The sequence below is a fragment of the Vibrio sp. R11-SG3-ISO9 genome, assembly GCF_059834255.1.
This window is the reverse complement of sequence record NZ_JCBDGU010000050.1, coordinates 60,635-77,362: the sequence shown is the minus strand read 5'-3', so window position 1 is coordinate 77,362 and position 16,728 is coordinate 60,635. Positions and strand designations below refer to the sequence as shown.

At 47.2% G+C, this 16,728-nt stretch carries 13 protein-coding genes and 1 pseudogene; 2 read left to right on the top strand and 12 right to left on the bottom strand.

What is annotated here, in order from left to right; all coding sequences use genetic code 11:
• Positions 1 to 109: 109 nt before the first annotated feature.
• On the bottom strand, positions 110 to 697 hold the full coding sequence (locus AC6R05_RS18455) for an MltR family transcriptional regulator (RefSeq protein WP_500648250.1): 588 nt from the start codon (positions 695 to 697) through the stop codon (positions 110 to 112).
• Positions 698 to 818: 121 nt separating this feature from the next.
• Positions 819 to 1,850, bottom strand: a pseudogene (locus AC6R05_RS18450) (PTS mannitol transporter subunit IICBA); the annotation flags it as partial.
• Positions 1,851 to 2,363: 513 nt separating this feature from the next.
• On the opposite strand from AC6R05_RS18450, the gene AC6R05_RS18445 reads away from it, so the two are divergent.
• The gene (locus AC6R05_RS18445; protein WP_150871148.1) at positions 2,364 to 3,911 is read left to right on the top strand and encodes an alanine/glycine:cation symporter family protein; all 1,548 of its coding nucleotides are present in this window, start codon (positions 2,364 to 2,366) and stop codon (positions 3,909 to 3,911) included.
• A 123-nt stretch (positions 3,912 to 4,034) separates the two neighbouring features.
• On the opposite strand, the gene AC6R05_RS18440 is transcribed toward AC6R05_RS18445, so the two are convergent.
• From AC6R05_RS18440 to guaB, 4 genes are all read right to left on the bottom strand, one after another.
• Positions 4,035 to 4,628 carry an acetate uptake transporter gene (locus AC6R05_RS18440; protein ID WP_032551341.1) on the bottom strand — a complete coding sequence of 198 codons (594 nt, stop codon included), beginning with the start codon at positions 4,626 to 4,628 and terminating at the stop codon, positions 4,035 to 4,037.
• A gap of 571 nt (positions 4,629 to 5,199) precedes the next feature.
• Complete coding sequence (locus tag AC6R05_RS18435; protein ID WP_500648249.1) at positions 5,200 to 6,921, bottom strand: chitinase; 1,722 nt, start codon at positions 6,919 to 6,921, stop codon at positions 5,200 to 5,202.
• Positions 6,922 to 7,156: 235 nt separating this feature from the next.
• A complete protein-coding gene (guaA, locus tag AC6R05_RS18430) occupies positions 7,157 to 8,710 on the bottom strand; it encodes a glutamine-hydrolyzing GMP synthase (RefSeq protein WP_032551338.1) in 1,554 nt (517 codons plus the stop codon).
• A gap of 200 nt (positions 8,711 to 8,910) precedes the next feature.
• Positions 8,911 to 10,374: an IMP dehydrogenase gene (guaB, locus tag AC6R05_RS18425; RefSeq protein ID WP_150871141.1), complete on the bottom strand. Its 1,464-nt coding sequence runs from the start codon at positions 10,372 to 10,374 to the stop codon at positions 8,911 to 8,913.
• Positions 10,375 to 10,612: 238 nt separating this feature from the next.
• Here guaB and xseA point away from each other — a divergent pair, with 238 nt between their 5' ends.
• Positions 10,613 to 11,953 carry an exodeoxyribonuclease VII large subunit gene (xseA, locus tag AC6R05_RS18420; protein WP_500648248.1) on the top strand — a complete coding sequence of 447 codons (1,341 nt, stop codon included), beginning with the start codon at positions 10,613 to 10,615 and terminating at the stop codon, positions 11,951 to 11,953.
• Positions 11,954 to 12,038: 85 nt separating this feature from the next.
• Here xseA and ureG read toward each other — a convergent pair whose 3' ends face one another.
• The 6 genes from ureG to AC6R05_RS18390 form a co-directional block, all read right to left on the bottom strand.
• On the bottom strand, positions 12,039 to 12,677 hold the full coding sequence (gene ureG / locus AC6R05_RS18415; protein WP_008222792.1) for an urease accessory protein UreG: 639 nt from the start codon (positions 12,675 to 12,677) through the stop codon (positions 12,039 to 12,041).
• Between the two features lie 38 nt (positions 12,678 to 12,715).
• A complete protein-coding gene (locus tag AC6R05_RS18410; protein ID WP_032551334.1) occupies positions 12,716 to 13,396 on the bottom strand; it encodes an urease accessory protein UreF in 681 nt (226 codons plus the stop codon).
• Between the two features lie 21 nt (positions 13,397 to 13,417).
• Positions 13,418 to 14,002, bottom strand: coding sequence for a HupE/UreJ family protein (locus AC6R05_RS18405; RefSeq protein ID WP_500648247.1), 585 nt, complete (start codon positions 14,000 to 14,002; stop codon positions 13,418 to 13,420).
• A 57-nt stretch (positions 14,003 to 14,059) separates the two neighbouring features.
• Complete coding sequence (gene ureE, locus AC6R05_RS18400) at positions 14,060 to 14,512, bottom strand: urease accessory protein UreE (protein WP_285401404.1); 453 nt, start codon at positions 14,510 to 14,512, stop codon at positions 14,060 to 14,062.
• 112 nt (positions 14,513 to 14,624) lie between these two features.
• A complete protein-coding gene (ureC, locus tag AC6R05_RS18395) occupies positions 14,625 to 16,328 on the bottom strand; it encodes an urease subunit alpha (RefSeq protein WP_500648246.1) in 1,704 nt (567 codons plus the stop codon).
• A 59-nt stretch (positions 16,329 to 16,387) separates the two neighbouring features.
• A complete protein-coding gene (locus AC6R05_RS18390) occupies positions 16,388 to 16,723 on the bottom strand; it encodes an urease subunit beta (protein WP_150871128.1) in 336 nt (111 codons plus the stop codon).
• Between the last annotated feature and the right edge of the window lie 5 nt (positions 16,724 to 16,728).

Below are 16,728 nucleotides of genomic sequence, written 5' to 3'. Positions count from 1 at the left end.
ACTTGCTTAGAATGACTAGGCTACTTCCCCCTCGCCGCGATTAAAACGCTTTTGACTAGGCGTCCCCATCCGAACAAAACTTAACCACGAAAGGTCAACACGCCCTAGTTCAAGAAGGAAGAAATGAGGTGTCGCAGTGGCAGATTTGTCTCACCAGTTCTGCGATGGCTAATACTATGCTCGATTGCACCTTTTGGTTATGACGGTCAATGAACATCGTCAGCATCTCTTCGGGTAGGTTGTTGGCTGCTTGCTGATCGTAATCGATAGGCATCACACTTTGCACCACGTGGACTTTTTGCAGCTCTTCAATCACATCAGGGTCGGTAAAGTAGATGCTGCTGTGTGGCGTGTCTGCCCACTCTTTCAGGGTCACAAATCGCTCTACATCTTCATAGATTTCACGGTTAATCACACCAAGTCCATACAACAGCTTGCTACGAACCATCACATCCCCTAAAGGGCCTTGATTCTTAAGCAGAGGATCAACAACAAACTTCACGGCATAATCGTCTTTATAGAAGATAGTTTGCATTAACACGCCAATCGTATCGTCCAAGGCATGATAGGCCGCTAAGAACACCGCACTGGCGTCCTCAGCAGTCGAGATCACTTCCAGCAGTTCAGCTTCATTGGGCAAGTCGATAGGCTCAATGGCCTTTGAAAGCATGGCGTTTTCTGCTCGCGTGTTTCTCATGTTTACCTCTAAGCCTAAGGTGACGTTGGTCTATCGCTGTAAGAAAGTCGTCATTTTTAAGTGATTAGTCTGACGTTCGATTTGAAAAGCGTGGTCGACCTGTTAAATAGCCTTCTTCTTGCTCAGGTTCCGTACTTTGCTCTGTTTTTAGAATCAGTGATGAGCATAAGAACGACACTAAGGTAGAGATAGCGATAGAAAGCGCGACACCCAACATTGATGATTTAGGCGCCATCACCAAAATAGCGAAGATAGAACCCGGAGACGCTGCTGAAACCAATCCCGCATCAAACAGGACCAGCGTTGTCACTCCCGCCATACCGCCAGCAATCAAAGCGAAAATTAGGCGAGGCTTCATTAGCACGTAAGGGAAGTAGATTTCTTGAATACCGCCGAAGAAATGAATGATGGATGCACCACCAGCGGTCTGTTTAGTACTGCCTTTGCCAAACGCCATATAAGCTAATAACACCCCAAGACCAGGGCCTGGATTAGACTCAATAAGGAATACTAACGACTGACCATATTGTTCAACCTGTTGGATTCCGATTGGTGAGAACACACCATGGTTAATCGCATTGTTAAGGAAAAGAATTTTCGCCGGTTCCACTAGAATAGAAACCAAAGCCAGTGAGCCGGTGTCGACCATGGCCTGGACACCTGCGGCCAACATCGTCGAAACCACTTTTACAGCAGGTCCAACAATCAAAAAGGCGACGATGGCACATATCATTCCTACGATACCCGCAGAGAAGTTGTTCACCAACATCTCAAAACCACTTCGAACCTTGCCTTCGATGGCTCGGTCAAAGCGTGCAATCACAGCACCACCTAATGGCCCAATGATCATCGCTCCCATTAGCATCGGAACATCAGTCCCAACAATCAAGCCCATTGTTGCGATAGAACCGACAATTGCGCCCCGCTCTCCCCCAGTCATTTTGCCGCCGGTGTAGCCAATCAATAATGGAATCAAGAAGGTGATCATTGGGCTAACCATCGAAGCTAGAGCTTCATTCGGCCACCAACCTGTTGGTATGAACAGTGCGGAGATCAGTCCCCAAGCAATAAAGGCACCAATACTAGGCATAACCATGTTCGCAAGAACACGACCGAAACTCTGAACTTTGATTTTTGAACTTGGGGAGAACATATAGAACCTGAAACACATCTGTAACAATCAATGACTCTGGTAAAATCTGCAAACTTAGGCAAAATATCCTGCAATTATCTGAGATTCATACCACACCCATCCATTGTGATTTTGATCACACCAAAACTCAAACACAGCAATCTAAATGTGATTTACAGATCACATTAATAGAATGACCACCGATAAGATTACGTATTAAAACTACAATACAACACCACCCTGATGTATCTATCAGCAACTTGTCAGAAAGTTGAAATTTAATTCCAAACCCAGTCACATCATGAAATTCTATTTTTCCGAGAGAGATCTAACTAAAAAAATGCATTAAATTGCATTTCTATGTCGAATGGCAAACGGAAAAATAGAACTTATCGTTAACAAAAGCACTCCAGAACATGCGATATATCACACTATTAAGCTTAGATAGATAAATAATTTAACAAGAGCATTACATGTGAAGTATTGTGTTGTACGAAAAACAATCATAAGTACAACTAACAGGGAAAAATACTCATGCAGTCATTCGTTGATTTTTTGAATGGAATAATCTGGAGTCCGGTACTGATTTACTTGTGTCTAGGCGCAGGTTTGTTCTACTCCATAATGACCCGATTTGTTCAAGTTCGTCACTTCTTTGAAATGTGGCGTTTGTTGTTATCTGGCAAAAGCTCAAGTAAAGGTATCTCATCTTTTCAAGCACTTGCCGTTTCGCTTTCTGGGCGCGTAGGTACAGGTAATATTGCTGGTGTTGCTGCCGCAATCGGTTTCGGTGGTCCTGGTGCTGTATTCTGGATGTGGGTTGTTGCCTTCTTTGGCGCGGCAACTGCGTTTGCAGAATCGACACTGGCTCAAATCTATAAAGAAGAAGATGAAGGCGAGTTCCGTGGTGGTCCAGCTTACTACATCGAAAAAGCGATGGGTCAGAAATGGTACGCGTGGATCTTCGCTATCGCGACAATCTTTGCTTGTGGTGTTCTACTACCAGGCGTTCAGTCAAACAGCATAGGTAATGCGGTAGAAGCTGCGTTTGGCACGGGCGACATGATCGAAACAGCTATCGGTACGTTCAGTTTTGCTAAAGTTTTCACTGGTACTGTTATTGCGATCATCCTAGCGTTCATCATCTTCGGTGGTGTTAAGCGTATTGCGAACTTCACGCAAATCGTGGTTCCTTTCATGGCGCTGGCTTACATCGTGATTGCTTTCGTTATCATTCTTCTAAACATCGGTGAGGTGCCACGCATCTTCGGTATGATTGTTGGTGACGCATTTACGCCTATGGCTGGTGTTGGTGCTGCTATCGGTTGGGGTGTAAAACGTGGTGTTTACTCTAACGAAGCAGGTCAAGGTACTGGTCCTCACGCTGCAGCGGCTGCAAGTGTTGATCACCCAGCACAGCAAGGTCTGGTTCAATCTTTCTCTATCTACATCGATACGCTACTTGTATGTTCAGCAACAGCGTTCATGATTCTTATCACTGGTGCATACAACGTACACGGTGGTGCTGAAGGCGCATTCCTAGTACAGAACCTAGCTGCAGATATCGGTGCGAACGGCCCTGTATTTACACAGCTTGCAATCGAAAGTGCTCTACCAGGTGTTGGTAAGCCATTCATTGCGTTCGCTCTGTTCTTCTTCGCGTTCACAACTATTCTTGCTTACTACTACATTGCAGAAACGAACATCGCGTACCTACGTCGTACTATTAAGATCCCAGGTATGATGTTTGCTCTGAAAGCGGTTCTTATCACTGCAGTATTCTACGGTACAGTGAAAACCGCCAACCTTGCATGGGCAATGGGTGATGTGGGCGTAGGTCTGATGGCTTGGCTAAACATCGTCGGCATTCTGATTATCTTCTTCATGTCTAAACCAGCTCTGAAAGCGCTGAAAGACTACGAAGAGCAACAGAAGAAAGGCGTAACTGAGTACACATTCAACCCAGTTAAGCTTGGCATTAAAGGCGCAGATTACTGGGAAGGTAAATACAAGCGTAAGACAGGCAAATCGCCTGAAGCTGAAACAACTGACAGCAAGCCAGTTGAGCAGCCATCTGCGTAAGTAAACTCCTAAGCTGAATAGGTGCTGTAAGGCCTATTCAGAGATAATAAAAAAACGGGTTAGCCATTTCGGCTAACCCGTTTTGTTTTCCTGTATCTTAAGATCTGTTCCCAAACAACGGTCTTAAGCTGCGATCTCTTGTGTTGCAACTTGCGGTGCTTTCTTCTCGCCGATTGGCAGTACTGTGCGACCGTATTCGTTGTTGATCACTTGAGCCATTGCAAAGTAGATTGCAGAAGCGCCACAGAAGATACCTTCAAAACCAGCGATGGTACCGATTAGCTCACTACCAGTGAAATCACGAGCAGCAAGTAAGAAGAATAGAATCGTTAGAGAACCGAATACTACTTGCTTCGCTACTGGGTAGCATAGAGAGCCGATGAACATGAAGCCCGTGAATACGCCCCATAGTAGTAGGTACCAACCCATGAAGCTTGCTGGGCTTGCTGGTAGGCCCATGTAAGGCATTACGATCAGACCAACCAGTGTCAGCCAAAATAGACCGTAAGAAGTAAACGCTGTCGTACCGAACGTGTCACCACGCTTAAAGCACATTGTGCCGACAATCACTTGGCTCAAACCACCGTAGAAAATACCCATCGCTAGGATCATCGAATCAATCGGGAAGAAACCTGCGTTGTGAATATTAAGAAGAATAGTGGTCATACCGAAACCCATTAAGCCAAGTGGCGCTGGGTTAGCTAGTTTGGTCGACATTGCGAATTTACCTTTATCAAATAGGGGGTTAAACAAAACCAATAAAAATTGTAAGAAAATTTTAATCTATAAACCGTTTTTGAGGTAATCCAGTTATCGAAAACTAAGGTTGAATAAATGATCCTATGAAATATTAGTTTTATATCCAGGGCTTAGTATTCATGTTTTGTATGTGTTTTTTAGATGCGAGTGAACGAGATTCGGGATGAGAAGAACGTGTTTAGATTCGAGCAAGCGAAATAAGATATACGAAGAGCAATAGAGAGCGAGCTTTTCGCCACTCGTTTACTCGTATCCCGCATCTATCCGATTAATCGTCACTACATAATCGAGGAACGAGATGTCTGGAATCTAATAAAGGCCGTCGGTATACCCAAAGGAAAGAGATTCCCTACTACGCTCGTACCTCGTTTTTATAAAGATACGAGTATCGAGATGAGAGATACGAAGAGCAATAGAGAGCGCGCTTTTCGCTACTCGTTTACTCACATCCCGCATCTATTCCTAACCACCAAAAAGCCGAGCGTACGCCCGGCTTGTTTAAACGGAATTAGCTCAGCAAGTACTGAATTTACTGACAACTAATCTCATCCCAGAACCAGTTTGATTGAACTGGGCTCTCCCATACACCGGGGCCGTTTTTCGCAACAAAGCACTTACCTTGGTATGTCACATTCTCACCGTCACTCACCTGAGTAACACCCGGCTCCCAAGTGGTAAATTCGCTTGGAACGACTGGTGGTTCAGTGACAGGTGGCTCAACTGGAGGGTTCGTTACCGGAGGCTCAGTCACTGGCGGGTCTACGGGTGTTGGATCGGGTTCTACTGGTGGTGTTGGTTCGCCAGCGATTAATTTCCAAGGCCCGCCAGCGGAAGGCTCATCGCCTTGTGTCCACCACTTCGCTTCATAAGTCGCGCCGTTAAAGGTCACCTGATCGCCAGAGTTGTAAACCTTATTGGCATCCCAACCATTACCACCCGGGTTCGTTCCAGGATCTACCGGGTCTAGCTTGTCGACCACACGCACTTCTGGCCAGCTCGCATGAGAGCCATAAAAGTTGGTCACACACTTCTCGTAATCACCCGGTACTAATGCAGAGTAAGCGGTTTGGAAGCCAACTAACTCACACTCAAATGAAAAGCCTTCTGGACGATCGGCGTAGTATTTCCAGTTACCATCCCAGTTGGTGTAAAGCACATCTGTCGCACCGTTGAGGTTTAAGCTACCGTAAGGCGTCTGTTGCCAACAAGTGTTCTTTTCGTCCGCTTCAATTGGGATTTGATAGTGTTCAGCTAAACCTTCCCAGTAACGGATACGATTCACAGGCTGGCCTTTATTTTTGTTCTGCTCACCACACTCAATACCACCGTTAATCACATTAATAGTCGTACCAAAGCCATAGCCAATGCCCGCGTCGATTTCGCGCTGAGAGGGTGTCCAAGTACGATCGATCACATGCAGCATCGCTGGCTTCGGGGCTTGAGGCGTTAAGAAGAACCAGATCGCTGAAGCTAGGTTCAACCATGAGTCTGCAACTAAACCGGGGTTATTCAAAAGCACCGTTGCATCACCATCGAACATTACCTCAGAGAAGGCTCCATAGTTAAAATGGTATGAAAGCTGTTTAGCACCTCGCCCAAAGTAGCCCTGCCCCGCCGCACACGGCCAACGCGCATTCTGCCAATCATTCTGACCACAGCCTGTGGTGTAGCCTTCTTGGCCTTCAGACCATCCCATTTCGCGCACGTGCACTAGCGCTTGCTGCCACTCTTCTAACGCCAATGGATTATCAGAGGTATTGTCTATCGCGATGTGTCCTCCTGTCTCTTGAGAGAAGTGGGCGAAGGCGGTGATGATGGATTTCTTACAGATGGCATCTGAATCTCGGCCATCTGTGTACTCTCCACAGAACGCAGGGAACTTACCAATCGCGCGTAGAAAACGGGTATAAGTGTATTCTGGCGCCGCCATTTGCGTTAGGAAGTCCCACTCAGTTTGCGGGAACACACGCTCAACGCGCTTTACGTTGTCAGGGTTGGAAGGCGAACCGGGTTCAATCGCTTCAACAATCGTATTGGAACGAGTTTGCAGAGCTTGAGACCAAATCGCATACATAGGATCAGAAGCCTTGGATTGCTCTACAGCTGCAAGGTCGGCTCTCGACACAAGATAGCCAGTCGGGTTCTGCGGATCGGGTTGGATGTTCATGGTTGGTTGGCTATTGGTCGCCGCATGGCTTCCACCAACAAAAAGCGCACTCAAAACGAGCGCTATTGGTTTCACGTTTAACATAGTTTGTTCTCTTATAAGTAACGTCGATAAGAGAGTATGTGGCACGATGAAAAGGCTCTAGTGCCGAACGGTTAAATCGAAAAGAACTGCGAGTCGCTTACTAACAATTTATAAATCACTTCATTTTGTCTCAATCGTTATGGGGAGTGGCTCCAAAAAACAAAAAGCCCCGAACAGAGTTCGAGGCTTCTAGAATCTAAGACAAACCTGTCTCGATTACATCAACAGAGAGAGATTATTCCCACTCGATTGTTGCTGGTGGCTTACCAGAGATGTCGTAAACAACACGTGAAATGCCGTCAACTTCGTTGATAATACGGTTAGAAACCTTACCTAGGAAGTCGTATGGTAGGTGTGCCCAGTGAGCAGTCATGAAGTCGATTGTTTCTACAGCACGTAGAGACACAACCCAATCGTACTTACGGCCATCGCCCATTACACCAACAGAGCGTACTGGTAGGAATACCGTGAACGCTTGAGATACTTTGTGGTAAAGGTCTGCAGCGTGAAGCTCTTCAATGAAGATAGCATCTGCGCGACGTAGCAAGTCACAGTACTCTTTCTTGATTTCGCCAAGAACACGAACACCTAGACCTGGACCTGGGAATGGGTGGCGGTAAAGCATGTTGTATGGAAGACCAAGTTCTAGACCGATCTTACGAACTTCATCTTTAAACAGCTCACGTAGAGGCTCAACAAGGCCCATTTCCATATCGTCTGGAAGACCACCAACGTTGTGGTGAGATTTGATTACGTGCGCTTTACCAGTCTTAGATGCCGCAGACTCGATTACGTCTGGGTAGATAGTACCCTGAGCTAGCCACTTAGCATTCTTCAGTTTCTTAGACTCTTCGTCGAAGATGTCTACGAATACGTGACCGATGATCTTACGCTTCGCTTCAGGGTCGTTCTCGCCTTTAAGCGCTTCTAGGAAACGGTCTTCAGCGTTTACGTGGATGATGTTTAGACCAAACTTGTTGCCAAACATATCCATAACTTGCTCAGCTTCGTTCAGACGAAGTAGGCCGTTATCTACGAATACACACGTTAGTTTGTCACCGATAGCGCGGTGAGCAAGCATCGCAACGACTGATGAATCAACACCACCAGATAGACCAAGGATAACTTCGTCGTCACCTACTTGTTCTTTAATGCGCGCAACTGCATCTTCAATGATTGAAGCAGAAGTCCAAAGGCCTTCACAACCACATACATTAAGAACGAAGTTTTCTAGCATTTTCATGCCGTTCTTAGTGTGTGTTACTTCTGGGTGGAATTGAACGCCGTAGTATTTCTTCTCTTCGTTCGCCATAGCTGCGTAAGGACAAGTGTCTGTTTCACCTGTTTTAACGAAGTCCGCTGGGATTTCTACTACTTTGTCACCGTGGCTCATCCAAACATCTTGGGATGCTTCCAGATCAGCAAACAGTGCAGATTCACCTGTTACTTGTACTGCTGCGTAGCCGAACTCACGCTCAGTAGACGTTGCTACTTTACCGCCAAGTTGTTCAGCCATAGTTTGCATGCCGTAGCAGATACCGAATACAGGAACACCTGAATCAAATACATATTGAGGTGCACGTGGAGAGTTCTCTTCCGTTACACTTTCAGGGCCACCAGAAAGGATGATGCCGTCTGGGTTGAATTCACGAATATCCGCTTCTTCTACGTCCCAGCTCCAAAGTTCACAGTAAACACCGATTTCACGAATACGACGAGCAACTAGCTGCGTGTATTGAGAGCCGAAATCTAGAATTAGAATACGTTGGTCATGAATATTTTTAGTCATTGTAAGCAGTCTTATTGGCTATGTGATGAAACGGAGGCGAGTTTACTCACCTCTCATTAACTCTTCAAGAAATAAAGCAAACGTTTTCGTCAATTTTCTCTTACTCAATGTTTGATCACTATTATAGATAGAGAAAAAACAGAGCTAGATAAAACAGTGTGCCTCTAATGGGCACACTATAAAACGTTTAAAGGAGGCGATTAACCTAGACGGTAGTTAGGCGCTTCTTTAGTAATTTGAACGTCGTGTACGTGAGACTCTTTCATGCCTGCACCAGAGATACGAACAAACTCTGCTTTAGTACGCATATCTTCTACTGTTGCTGAACCAGTTAGGCCCATGCTTGAGCGAAGACCACCCATTTGTTGGTGAACGATCTCTTTTAGGCGACCTTTGTATGCGATACGACCTTCGATACCTTCTGGTACCAGTTTGTCTGCTGCATTGTCAGACTGGAAGTAACGGTCAGAAGAACCTTGAGACATTGCGCCAAGAGAACCCATACCACGGTAAGACTTGTAAGAACGACCGTTGTAAAGGATAACCTCGCCCGGTGCTTCTTCAGTACCAGCGAACATAGAACCAACCATCACACAAGATGCGCCAGCTACGATTGCTTTACAGATGTCACCAGAGAAACGGATACCGCCATCAGCGATAACTGGGATGCCGTATTCGTTAGCAACTTCTGCTGCGTCTGCGATTGCTGTTACTTGAGGAACACCAACACCAGTAACGATACGAGTTGTACAGATAGAACCAGGGCCGATACCTACTTTAACTGCGCTTACGCCAGCTTCGATAAGTGCACGAGCACCTGCACCCGTTGCAACGTTACCACCAATGATCTCTAGATCTGGGTAAGCTGCGCGAGTTTCGCGGATACGGTTTAGGACACCTTCAGAGTGACCGTGAGAAGAGTCGATAAGTAGAACGTCTACACCAGCTTCAACAAGAGCAGCAACGCGCTCTTCGTTACCAGCGCCAGCGCCAACAGCGGCACCAACACGTAGACTGCCGCGCTCATCTTTACATGCGTTTGGCTTACGTTCTGCTTTATGGAAATCTTTTGCTGTGATCATACCGGTTAGTTGGAACTCATCGTTCACTACCAGTACTTTCTCAACGCGTGCTTCGTGCATTTTCTCTTGCACTTCTTCACGTGTTGCACCTTCTTTAACTGAAGCTAGACGCGACTTAGGCGTCATCACTACGTCTACTTTCTTAGACAAGTCTGTTACGAAGCGAACGTCACGACCAGTAATGATACCAACCAATTCGTTTGTTTCAGTAACAACTGGGAAACCAGCAAAGCCGTGCTTCTCAGTTAGAGCGACAACGTCAGCGATTGTTGCATCAGGACTTACTGTTACAGGGTGAGAAACCACACCTGCTTCGTAGATTTTAACCTGACGAACCATCTCAGCTTGTTGCTCGATAGACATGTTCTTGTGGATAAAGCCAATGCCACCTTCTTGCGCGAGTGCGATAGCCAGACGAGCTTCCGTCACGGTATCCATCGACGCAGAAATCATAGGGATGTTCAGTGAAATGTTTTTAGTCAACTGAGTGCGAAGATCAGCTGTGTTTGGGAGAACAGTGGAGTGTGCTGGCACAAGTAGTACGTCATCGAATGTCAGCGCTTCTTTGGCAATTCTTAGCATTTGCAATATCTCACAATTGAGGGGTAGAAAGAAAAATCCCGCTTCATCGTTTCGCATAATGAAGCTCTTAGGATTAGATATTGCGGAGGGATTATACGCACGGGGAAATCGCTTGGCTACACATTTTTGTATTTTTTATTTGCATTTACCCCCTTGATATGTATTATATTGCCGCTATCTTCCATACTCACGCCCTGTGAGATACGACATAAGACCGTCCTACAAAGATAGCGCCTCTATGACCAATCCAAACATCTTTACTGTTTCTCGCCTCAATGCAGAGGTTCGACTTCTTCTTGAAAATGAAATGGGTATTGTCTGGCTCGTCGGAGAGATCTCCAATTTCTCAGCGCCTGTCTCTGGTCACTGGTACCTCACCCTTAAAGATTCTCGTGCTCAGGTGAAATGTGCCATGTTCCGCGGTAACAACCGCCGAGTGACATTTAAGCCTCAAAACGGTAATCAAGTATTGGTCAAAGCCCGCCTGTCTCTTTATGAGCCGCGTGGTGACTATCAACTGATCATTGAAAGCATGCAGCCAGAGGGCGATGGTCGACTTCAGCAAGAGTTTGAAAAACTCAAAATGAACCTTGCTGCAGAAGGTCTGTTTGCTCAATCAAATAAGCAACCTCTGCCAGAACACCCTAAGCGTGTTGGTGTCATCACATCAAAAACGGGTGCCGCTCTCTACGATATCTTGGACGTACTTAAGCGCCGTGATCCATCTTTGCCTGTTGTGGTTTACCCAACCATGGTTCAAGGCGAAGAAGCAGCGATTCAGATTGCTCAAGCAATTGGACGCGCCAATGAGCGTAATGAGTGTGACGTGTTAATTGTGGGCCGCGGCGGCGGTTCACTGGAGGACCTATGGTGCTTTAACAACGAGATCGTTGCGCGCACCATTGCCGCAAGCCAGATTCCAATCATCAGTGCCGTCGGCCACGAGGTGGATGTGACGATTGCTGACTTTGTTGCTGATATGCGCGCCCCTACTCCATCAGCGGCGGCTGAGTTAGTGAGCCGTGATAACAGCCATAAAGAACAGGCCTTTGCGGCCAAGCGTGCACGCTTAGTCAGCGCTATTCGTCACCTATTGATGAAGCAAGCACAATCGACACATGCGCTTAAGTTCCGCTTAGAGAAGCAACATCCAAGCTACCAGCTGCAAAAACAGAGTCAGCAGCTTGATGACCTAGACATGCGCCTGCGCCGCGGGATGACTCAATACCTTAAGCAGCATCAACAGCGTGTCGAGCGTAAACATCATCAACTGCAGCTTCACTCACCAGTTAAGCGCTTAGGCGAACAGAAACTGCATCTACAACGCTCTGAGCAAAAGCTGTTAGATGCGATGGATAAAACCCTGCTAACCACTCGCCACCAGCTCGCAATGGCCGCAGAGAAGCTAGAAACAGTAAGTCCCCTCGCGACACTTAAGCGTGGCTACAGCATCACTCATTCAGCCTCTAAACAGACGGTCTCTTCAATTGAAGATGTGAATATTGGCGAAGTGATCAAAACGCAAGTTGAAGATGGCGTGATTGAATCGCAAGTCACCCAAAAGATTGCAAAAGCATAGTCAACTTAGCAGTACTTAATTAGAAAGCCCTATCAGATTTGATAGGGCTTTTACTTATGGGGGAATTATCAGAAGCTGCGAATAACTAGCTTGTCTTTTCAGGCTCTTTAAGAGTGAGCATGCCTTCAGTCACGATAAAGTCGATGATGGTGTCTAGGCCTTTACTCTCTTTAAGGTTGGTAAACACAAACGGCTTAGTTGGACGCATACGTTGCGTATCTTGCTCCATCACTTCTAGCGACGCGCCAACATAAGGTGCCAAATCAATCTTGTTAATCACCAGCAGATCCGAGCGAGTAATACCCGGGCCGCCTTTACGTGGGATCTTCTCTCCTTCCGCTACATCGATAACATAGATAGTCAGGTCAGCAAGCTCTGGGCTGAACGTCGCACTCAGGTTATCGCCACCACTTTCGACAAACACCACATCTAGGTTTTTGTGCAGCTTAGCCAGCTCCTCAACGGCCGCGAGGTTCATCGACGCATCTTCACGGATCGCGGTGTGTGGGCAGCCTCCCGTCTCAACACCGATGATACGGTCAGGTTCTAAAGCTTCAGCTCGCGTGAGAATCTTTGCATCTTCCTGTGTATAGATGTCATTGGTCACGACCGCGATATTCAGCTTGTCACGAATCGCCTTACACAGCACCTCAAGCAGTGCCGTTTTACCTGAGCCAACTGGGCCACCGATACCAATTCGAAGCGGTTGCTTATAACTTTCCATAGTCTTATTCCTTATATTCTTTCCACTACATCGTTGCGCTATGAACGAAATAGTCTTGTGTATTGTGTTTCATGCAGTGAGCTGGCAATCGAGAGTGAAGGCGTGAAACTGCCAATCATCCACTCTTCAATTTTTCGCGCCTGATTGATCACCGCAGGAAATCGCTGTGTGACATTCAGTAGTGCTAGCTGGCCATCGGTTTGACCAAGTGGTACCAACTTCACACCTGCAGTGACCAAATTCTCTAACCAGCTCCACAGGTAGCCTTGCTTTAAATCCTCTAAACTGATTTTCCAATGCCTTGCTGCTATGCAGAATCCCAACAGTTGATTAGGGTGCGATTGGATTGAATCCATGACAGAGACATCAATCTCCAATCGCTTAAGCAGAGTAAACAGGGCCAAACCACGCTGTTTCTCCTCCGCGCGCAGTTCGCTGGTTTCCCGGCTTGCGTACAAAAAATCACACCAGTACTCAATCTGATCGAGCTCGCCTTGTTCTAATGCCAGATAGAGTCGATCGATAATTGGCAGCTCTAGAGTGGCGACGCTTGAGTTCGCCATGTAATTCAGCCACTGCTCCATCGTATCGCGGTTGGTCACCCATCCCGCTTCCACGGCATATTCCAGCCCTTGAGAGTAGGTGAAGCCACCGATTGGTAATGAAGGGCTAATTAATTGAAATAGGCGATAGCTCGCGACATTCGCTGTTGCTTGCATGCTTATCTCCCTAGGGGCAATTTAGGCCGCCATTAAAAATAGCGCGCTTAGCGAAGCCACACCCAGTGATGCCCATTTTGAATACAGCGCCTTACCTGCAACATAGCCAACGCCCATCAACCCCAAAGCACTTACGCCCATGCCTGCCGCGAACTGTGCAAGACCAGACGCAGCTTCAACTCCGTGGGCGTAACCATGGAAGAATAGAAAACCGATTGAAACCGCCAGTACGCTGTTGACCTTAGTCGTTGAAGGTGAAAACACATGCCATAGACATAGGCTTACGACAAATAGAGAAGCGATGATCGCAGGCTCAACCACGACAGAGAAGCCCATTGCTTGACCGACCAATAGACCCGCCATAAGAGAGACAAGACCGCCACCGACTAGAGCGGATTTAACCTTGTTGGAATAAGAGAGCGCACCAATCAACATGCCGAATGCCACCAGCATAATGAGATGGTCGACGCCGGTAACAGGGTGCGTTAGACCAGAGAAAAATGAGTGAGAGCCGTGATCATGTCCAGGGTGAGCGAAAGCCAATGTTGGTGTTGTTAGCGAAGCGATTGTTAGTGTCGTTAAGCCAGTAGCGTATTTAAAGTTCATCGCGAAATCCTTGCTTTATTGTTATTTAAATCGTGGTTGTATCTAGGAATAGATGTGTTAGTGATGGTGGTGATGACCGCCAGAGCGCCCACCATAAGCCCCACCTTCTGGTTCAAAAGGTTGTTTTTCAGTGGTTACTGTTGCGCCCAAGCCCTCGACCATTTCATCCAGTACATGGTCGTGCTGGTAGCGAACCCAGCCTGCCTCTACTTGTAGGGGAACATGTCGGTTACCTAGGTGATACGCCACGCGAGTCAGCAAGTGCGCATCATCGCAGTACACAGTAGAAACAGTTTCTGGTGCCGCTTTCACTTCGACCGTTAAGCCACACTCACTGGTGAGCTGCTCGCCTCCACGTAGGATGTGTCCGCGAGGAAGAAACAAACCAGCATCGCGGCCATCATCGAGCGTCACTTTAAGACGACTCTTAATACGACTATCGATCGGTAGGCTCAAAAAACCATCGGGCGCCGTGCTCTGCTCTGCTTGAATTTGAGTTAGTTCAATCATGTTATTACTCACCTCCATATGAGATTCATAGCCTTGTGTAAGGCGTAGAATTAAAATCCGAGCTCTTAAAACAAGAGTGTTCAAATCAAGAGCTCTCTAAAATAATTTTTCTTTAAAACAAAAAGTAACGCTGTGCCATCGGCAGCTCTTTGGCCGGCTCACACTCAAGTAGCTGACCATCGGCTCGTACTTGATAGGTTTGTGAATCCACCTCAATCTTCGGCATCCAATCGTTGAGTTTCATGTCTGCTTTGCTGATGTTGCGACAGTTGCTGACTACTCCAATCAGGCTTTTCAGCCCAAGCTGCTTATCAATGTCTTGCGCCTTGGCTTCTTTAGAAACAAATAGCATTGAGGTGTTTTGACTTGCCTTGCCCGAGCTACCAAACATAGAACGGTAGTGCACAGGCTGTGGCGTTGGGATAGAGGCATTAGGGTCGCCCATCGGAGCCATTGCTATCATGCCGCCTTTCAGAATTACACTTGGCTTCACACCAAAGAAAGCTGGTTTCCACAATACAAGATCGGCCAACTTACCTTCTTCAATTGAGCCAATTTCATGCGCCATGCCGTGAGTGATGGCAGGGTTGATGGTGTACTTTGCAATGTAGCGACGCAGACGGAAGTTATCGCTGTAGTCTGAATCCTCCTCTAGGCTGCCACGCTGCACTTTCATCTTGTGCGCGGTTTGCCAAGTGCGAGTGACCACCTCACCTACGCGCCCCATTGCTTGCGAATCCGATGCGATCATCGAGAAAGCACCAAGGTCATGAAGAATATCTTCGGCAGCGATGGTTTCACGGCGAATACGAGACTCAGCAAACGCGACATCTTCAGCAATCGACGGAGAAAGGTGGTGACACACCATCAGCATATCTAAATGCTCATCAACGGTATTGACGGTGTAAGGCCTTGTTGGGTTGGTTGATGACGGCAATACATTCGGTTCGCCAGCAGCGCGAATGATGTCGGGCGCATGGCCGCCACCTGCTCCTTCGGTGTGATAGGTATGAATCACGCGATCACCAATTGCACCGAGTGTCGATTCCACAAAGCCTGATTCGTTTAAGGTGTCAGTATGAATCGCAACCTGTACATCCATTTCATCAGCAACACTCAAACACGTATCAATCGATGCAGGTGTTGTTCCCCAGTCTTCATGCAACTTTAAGCCCACCGCACCCGCAGCCACTTGCTCGCGTAGTGCTTCCGGTTGGCTGGCGTTACCCTTGCCGAGTAAGCCAAAGTTCATTGGATATTCGTCTAAGGCTTCCAACATACGATGCATGTTCCACGGACCCGGAGTACAGGTCGTAGCATTGGTACCGGTATTAGGGCCAGTACCACCGCCGATCATAGTGGTGACACCAGACGCCAACGCCTCTTCAACCTGCTGCGGGCAGATAAAATGAATGTGTGAATCAATGCCACCAGCCGTCAGGATTGCGCCCTCACCGGCTAAGATTTCGGTCCCCGGGCCAATCACAATATCAACCCCCGGTTGTACATCAGGGTTACCGGCTTTACCAAGCGCCTGAATACGTCCATCTTTAATCGCGACATCGGCTTTTACGATGCCCCAATAATCGAGTACAACGGCATTGGTGATCACAAGGTCTGGCGTTTCTGCGCTCACTCGCTGGCTCTGTCCCATGCCATCACGAATCACTTTACCGCCACCAAACTTCACTTCGTCACCGTAAACGGTGTAATCCTTTTCTACTTCTAGCCATAAATCGGTATCTGCAAGACGCACGCGGTCGCCGATCGTTGGCCCAAACATCTCGGCATATGCCTGTCGGGATATCGTCGCCATTATCAATCCTTTGTTATTGTGTCTCTTTGACGGTTATATGCTTCGGGTAGTGTTGACCGTTAAAGCTTACCCATCACTTTTCCTTGAAAGCCGTACACTTCCCTTGCACCTGCATAGCTCACTAGCTCAACAGTACGCGACTGACCTGGCTCAAAACGGGTTGCAGTGCCAGCAGGGATGTTTAGACGATAGCCCTTAGTTAATTCTCGTTCGAAAATCAGCGAAGGGTTAGCTTCATAGAAGTGATAGTGAGAGCCTATTTGAACCGGACGATCACCGATGTTGTTGACCTTAACTGAGACAGTATCTCGTCCTTCATTCAAGGTGATGGTGCCGGGTGCGGTCTCTATCTTTCCGGGTACAAACCCGCTGTAGTTTGAATTGGAACTGGCCATTGAAC

Coding starts and splice junctions, on each gene's coding strand:
- AC6R05_RS18455 (WP_500648250.1), bottom strand. CDS start 697: ATGAGAAACACGCGAGCAGAAAACGCCATGCTTTCAAAGGCCATTGAG.
- AC6R05_RS18445 (WP_150871148.1), top strand. CDS start 2,364: ATGCAGTCATTCGTTGATTTTTTGAATGGAATAATCTGGAGTCCGGTA.
- AC6R05_RS18440 (WP_032551341.1), bottom strand. CDS start 4,628: ATGTCGACCAAACTAGCTAACCCAGCGCCACTTGGCTTAATGGGTTTC.
- AC6R05_RS18435 (WP_500648249.1), bottom strand. CDS start 6,921: ATGTTAAACGTGAAACCAATAGCGCTCGTTTTGAGTGCGCTTTTTGTT.
- guaA (WP_032551338.1), bottom strand. CDS start 8,710: ATGACTAAAAATATTCATGACCAACGTATTCTAATTCTAGATTTCGGC.
- guaB (WP_150871141.1), bottom strand. CDS start 10,374: ATGCTAAGAATTGCCAAAGAAGCGCTGACATTCGATGACGTACTACTT.
- xseA (WP_500648248.1), top strand. CDS start 10,613: ATGACCAATCCAAACATCTTTACTGTTTCTCGCCTCAATGCAGAGGTT.
- ureG (WP_008222792.1), bottom strand. CDS start 12,677: ATGGAAAGTTATAAGCAACCGCTTCGAATTGGTATCGGTGGCCCAGTT.
- AC6R05_RS18410 (WP_032551334.1), bottom strand. CDS start 13,396: ATGCAAGCAACAGCGAATGTCGCGAGCTATCGCCTATTTCAATTAATT.
- AC6R05_RS18405 (WP_500648247.1), bottom strand. CDS start 14,002: ATGAACTTTAAATACGCTACTGGCTTAACGACACTAACAATCGCTTCG.
- ureE (WP_285401404.1), bottom strand. CDS start 14,512: ATGATTGAACTAACTCAAATTCAAGCAGAGCAGAGCACGGCGCCCGAT.
- ureC (WP_500648246.1), bottom strand. CDS start 16,328: ATGGCGACGATATCCCGACAGGCATATGCCGAGATGTTTGGGCCAACG.
- AC6R05_RS18390 (WP_150871128.1), bottom strand. CDS start 16,723: ATGGCCAGTTCCAATTCAAACTACAGCGGGTTTGTACCCGGAAAGATA.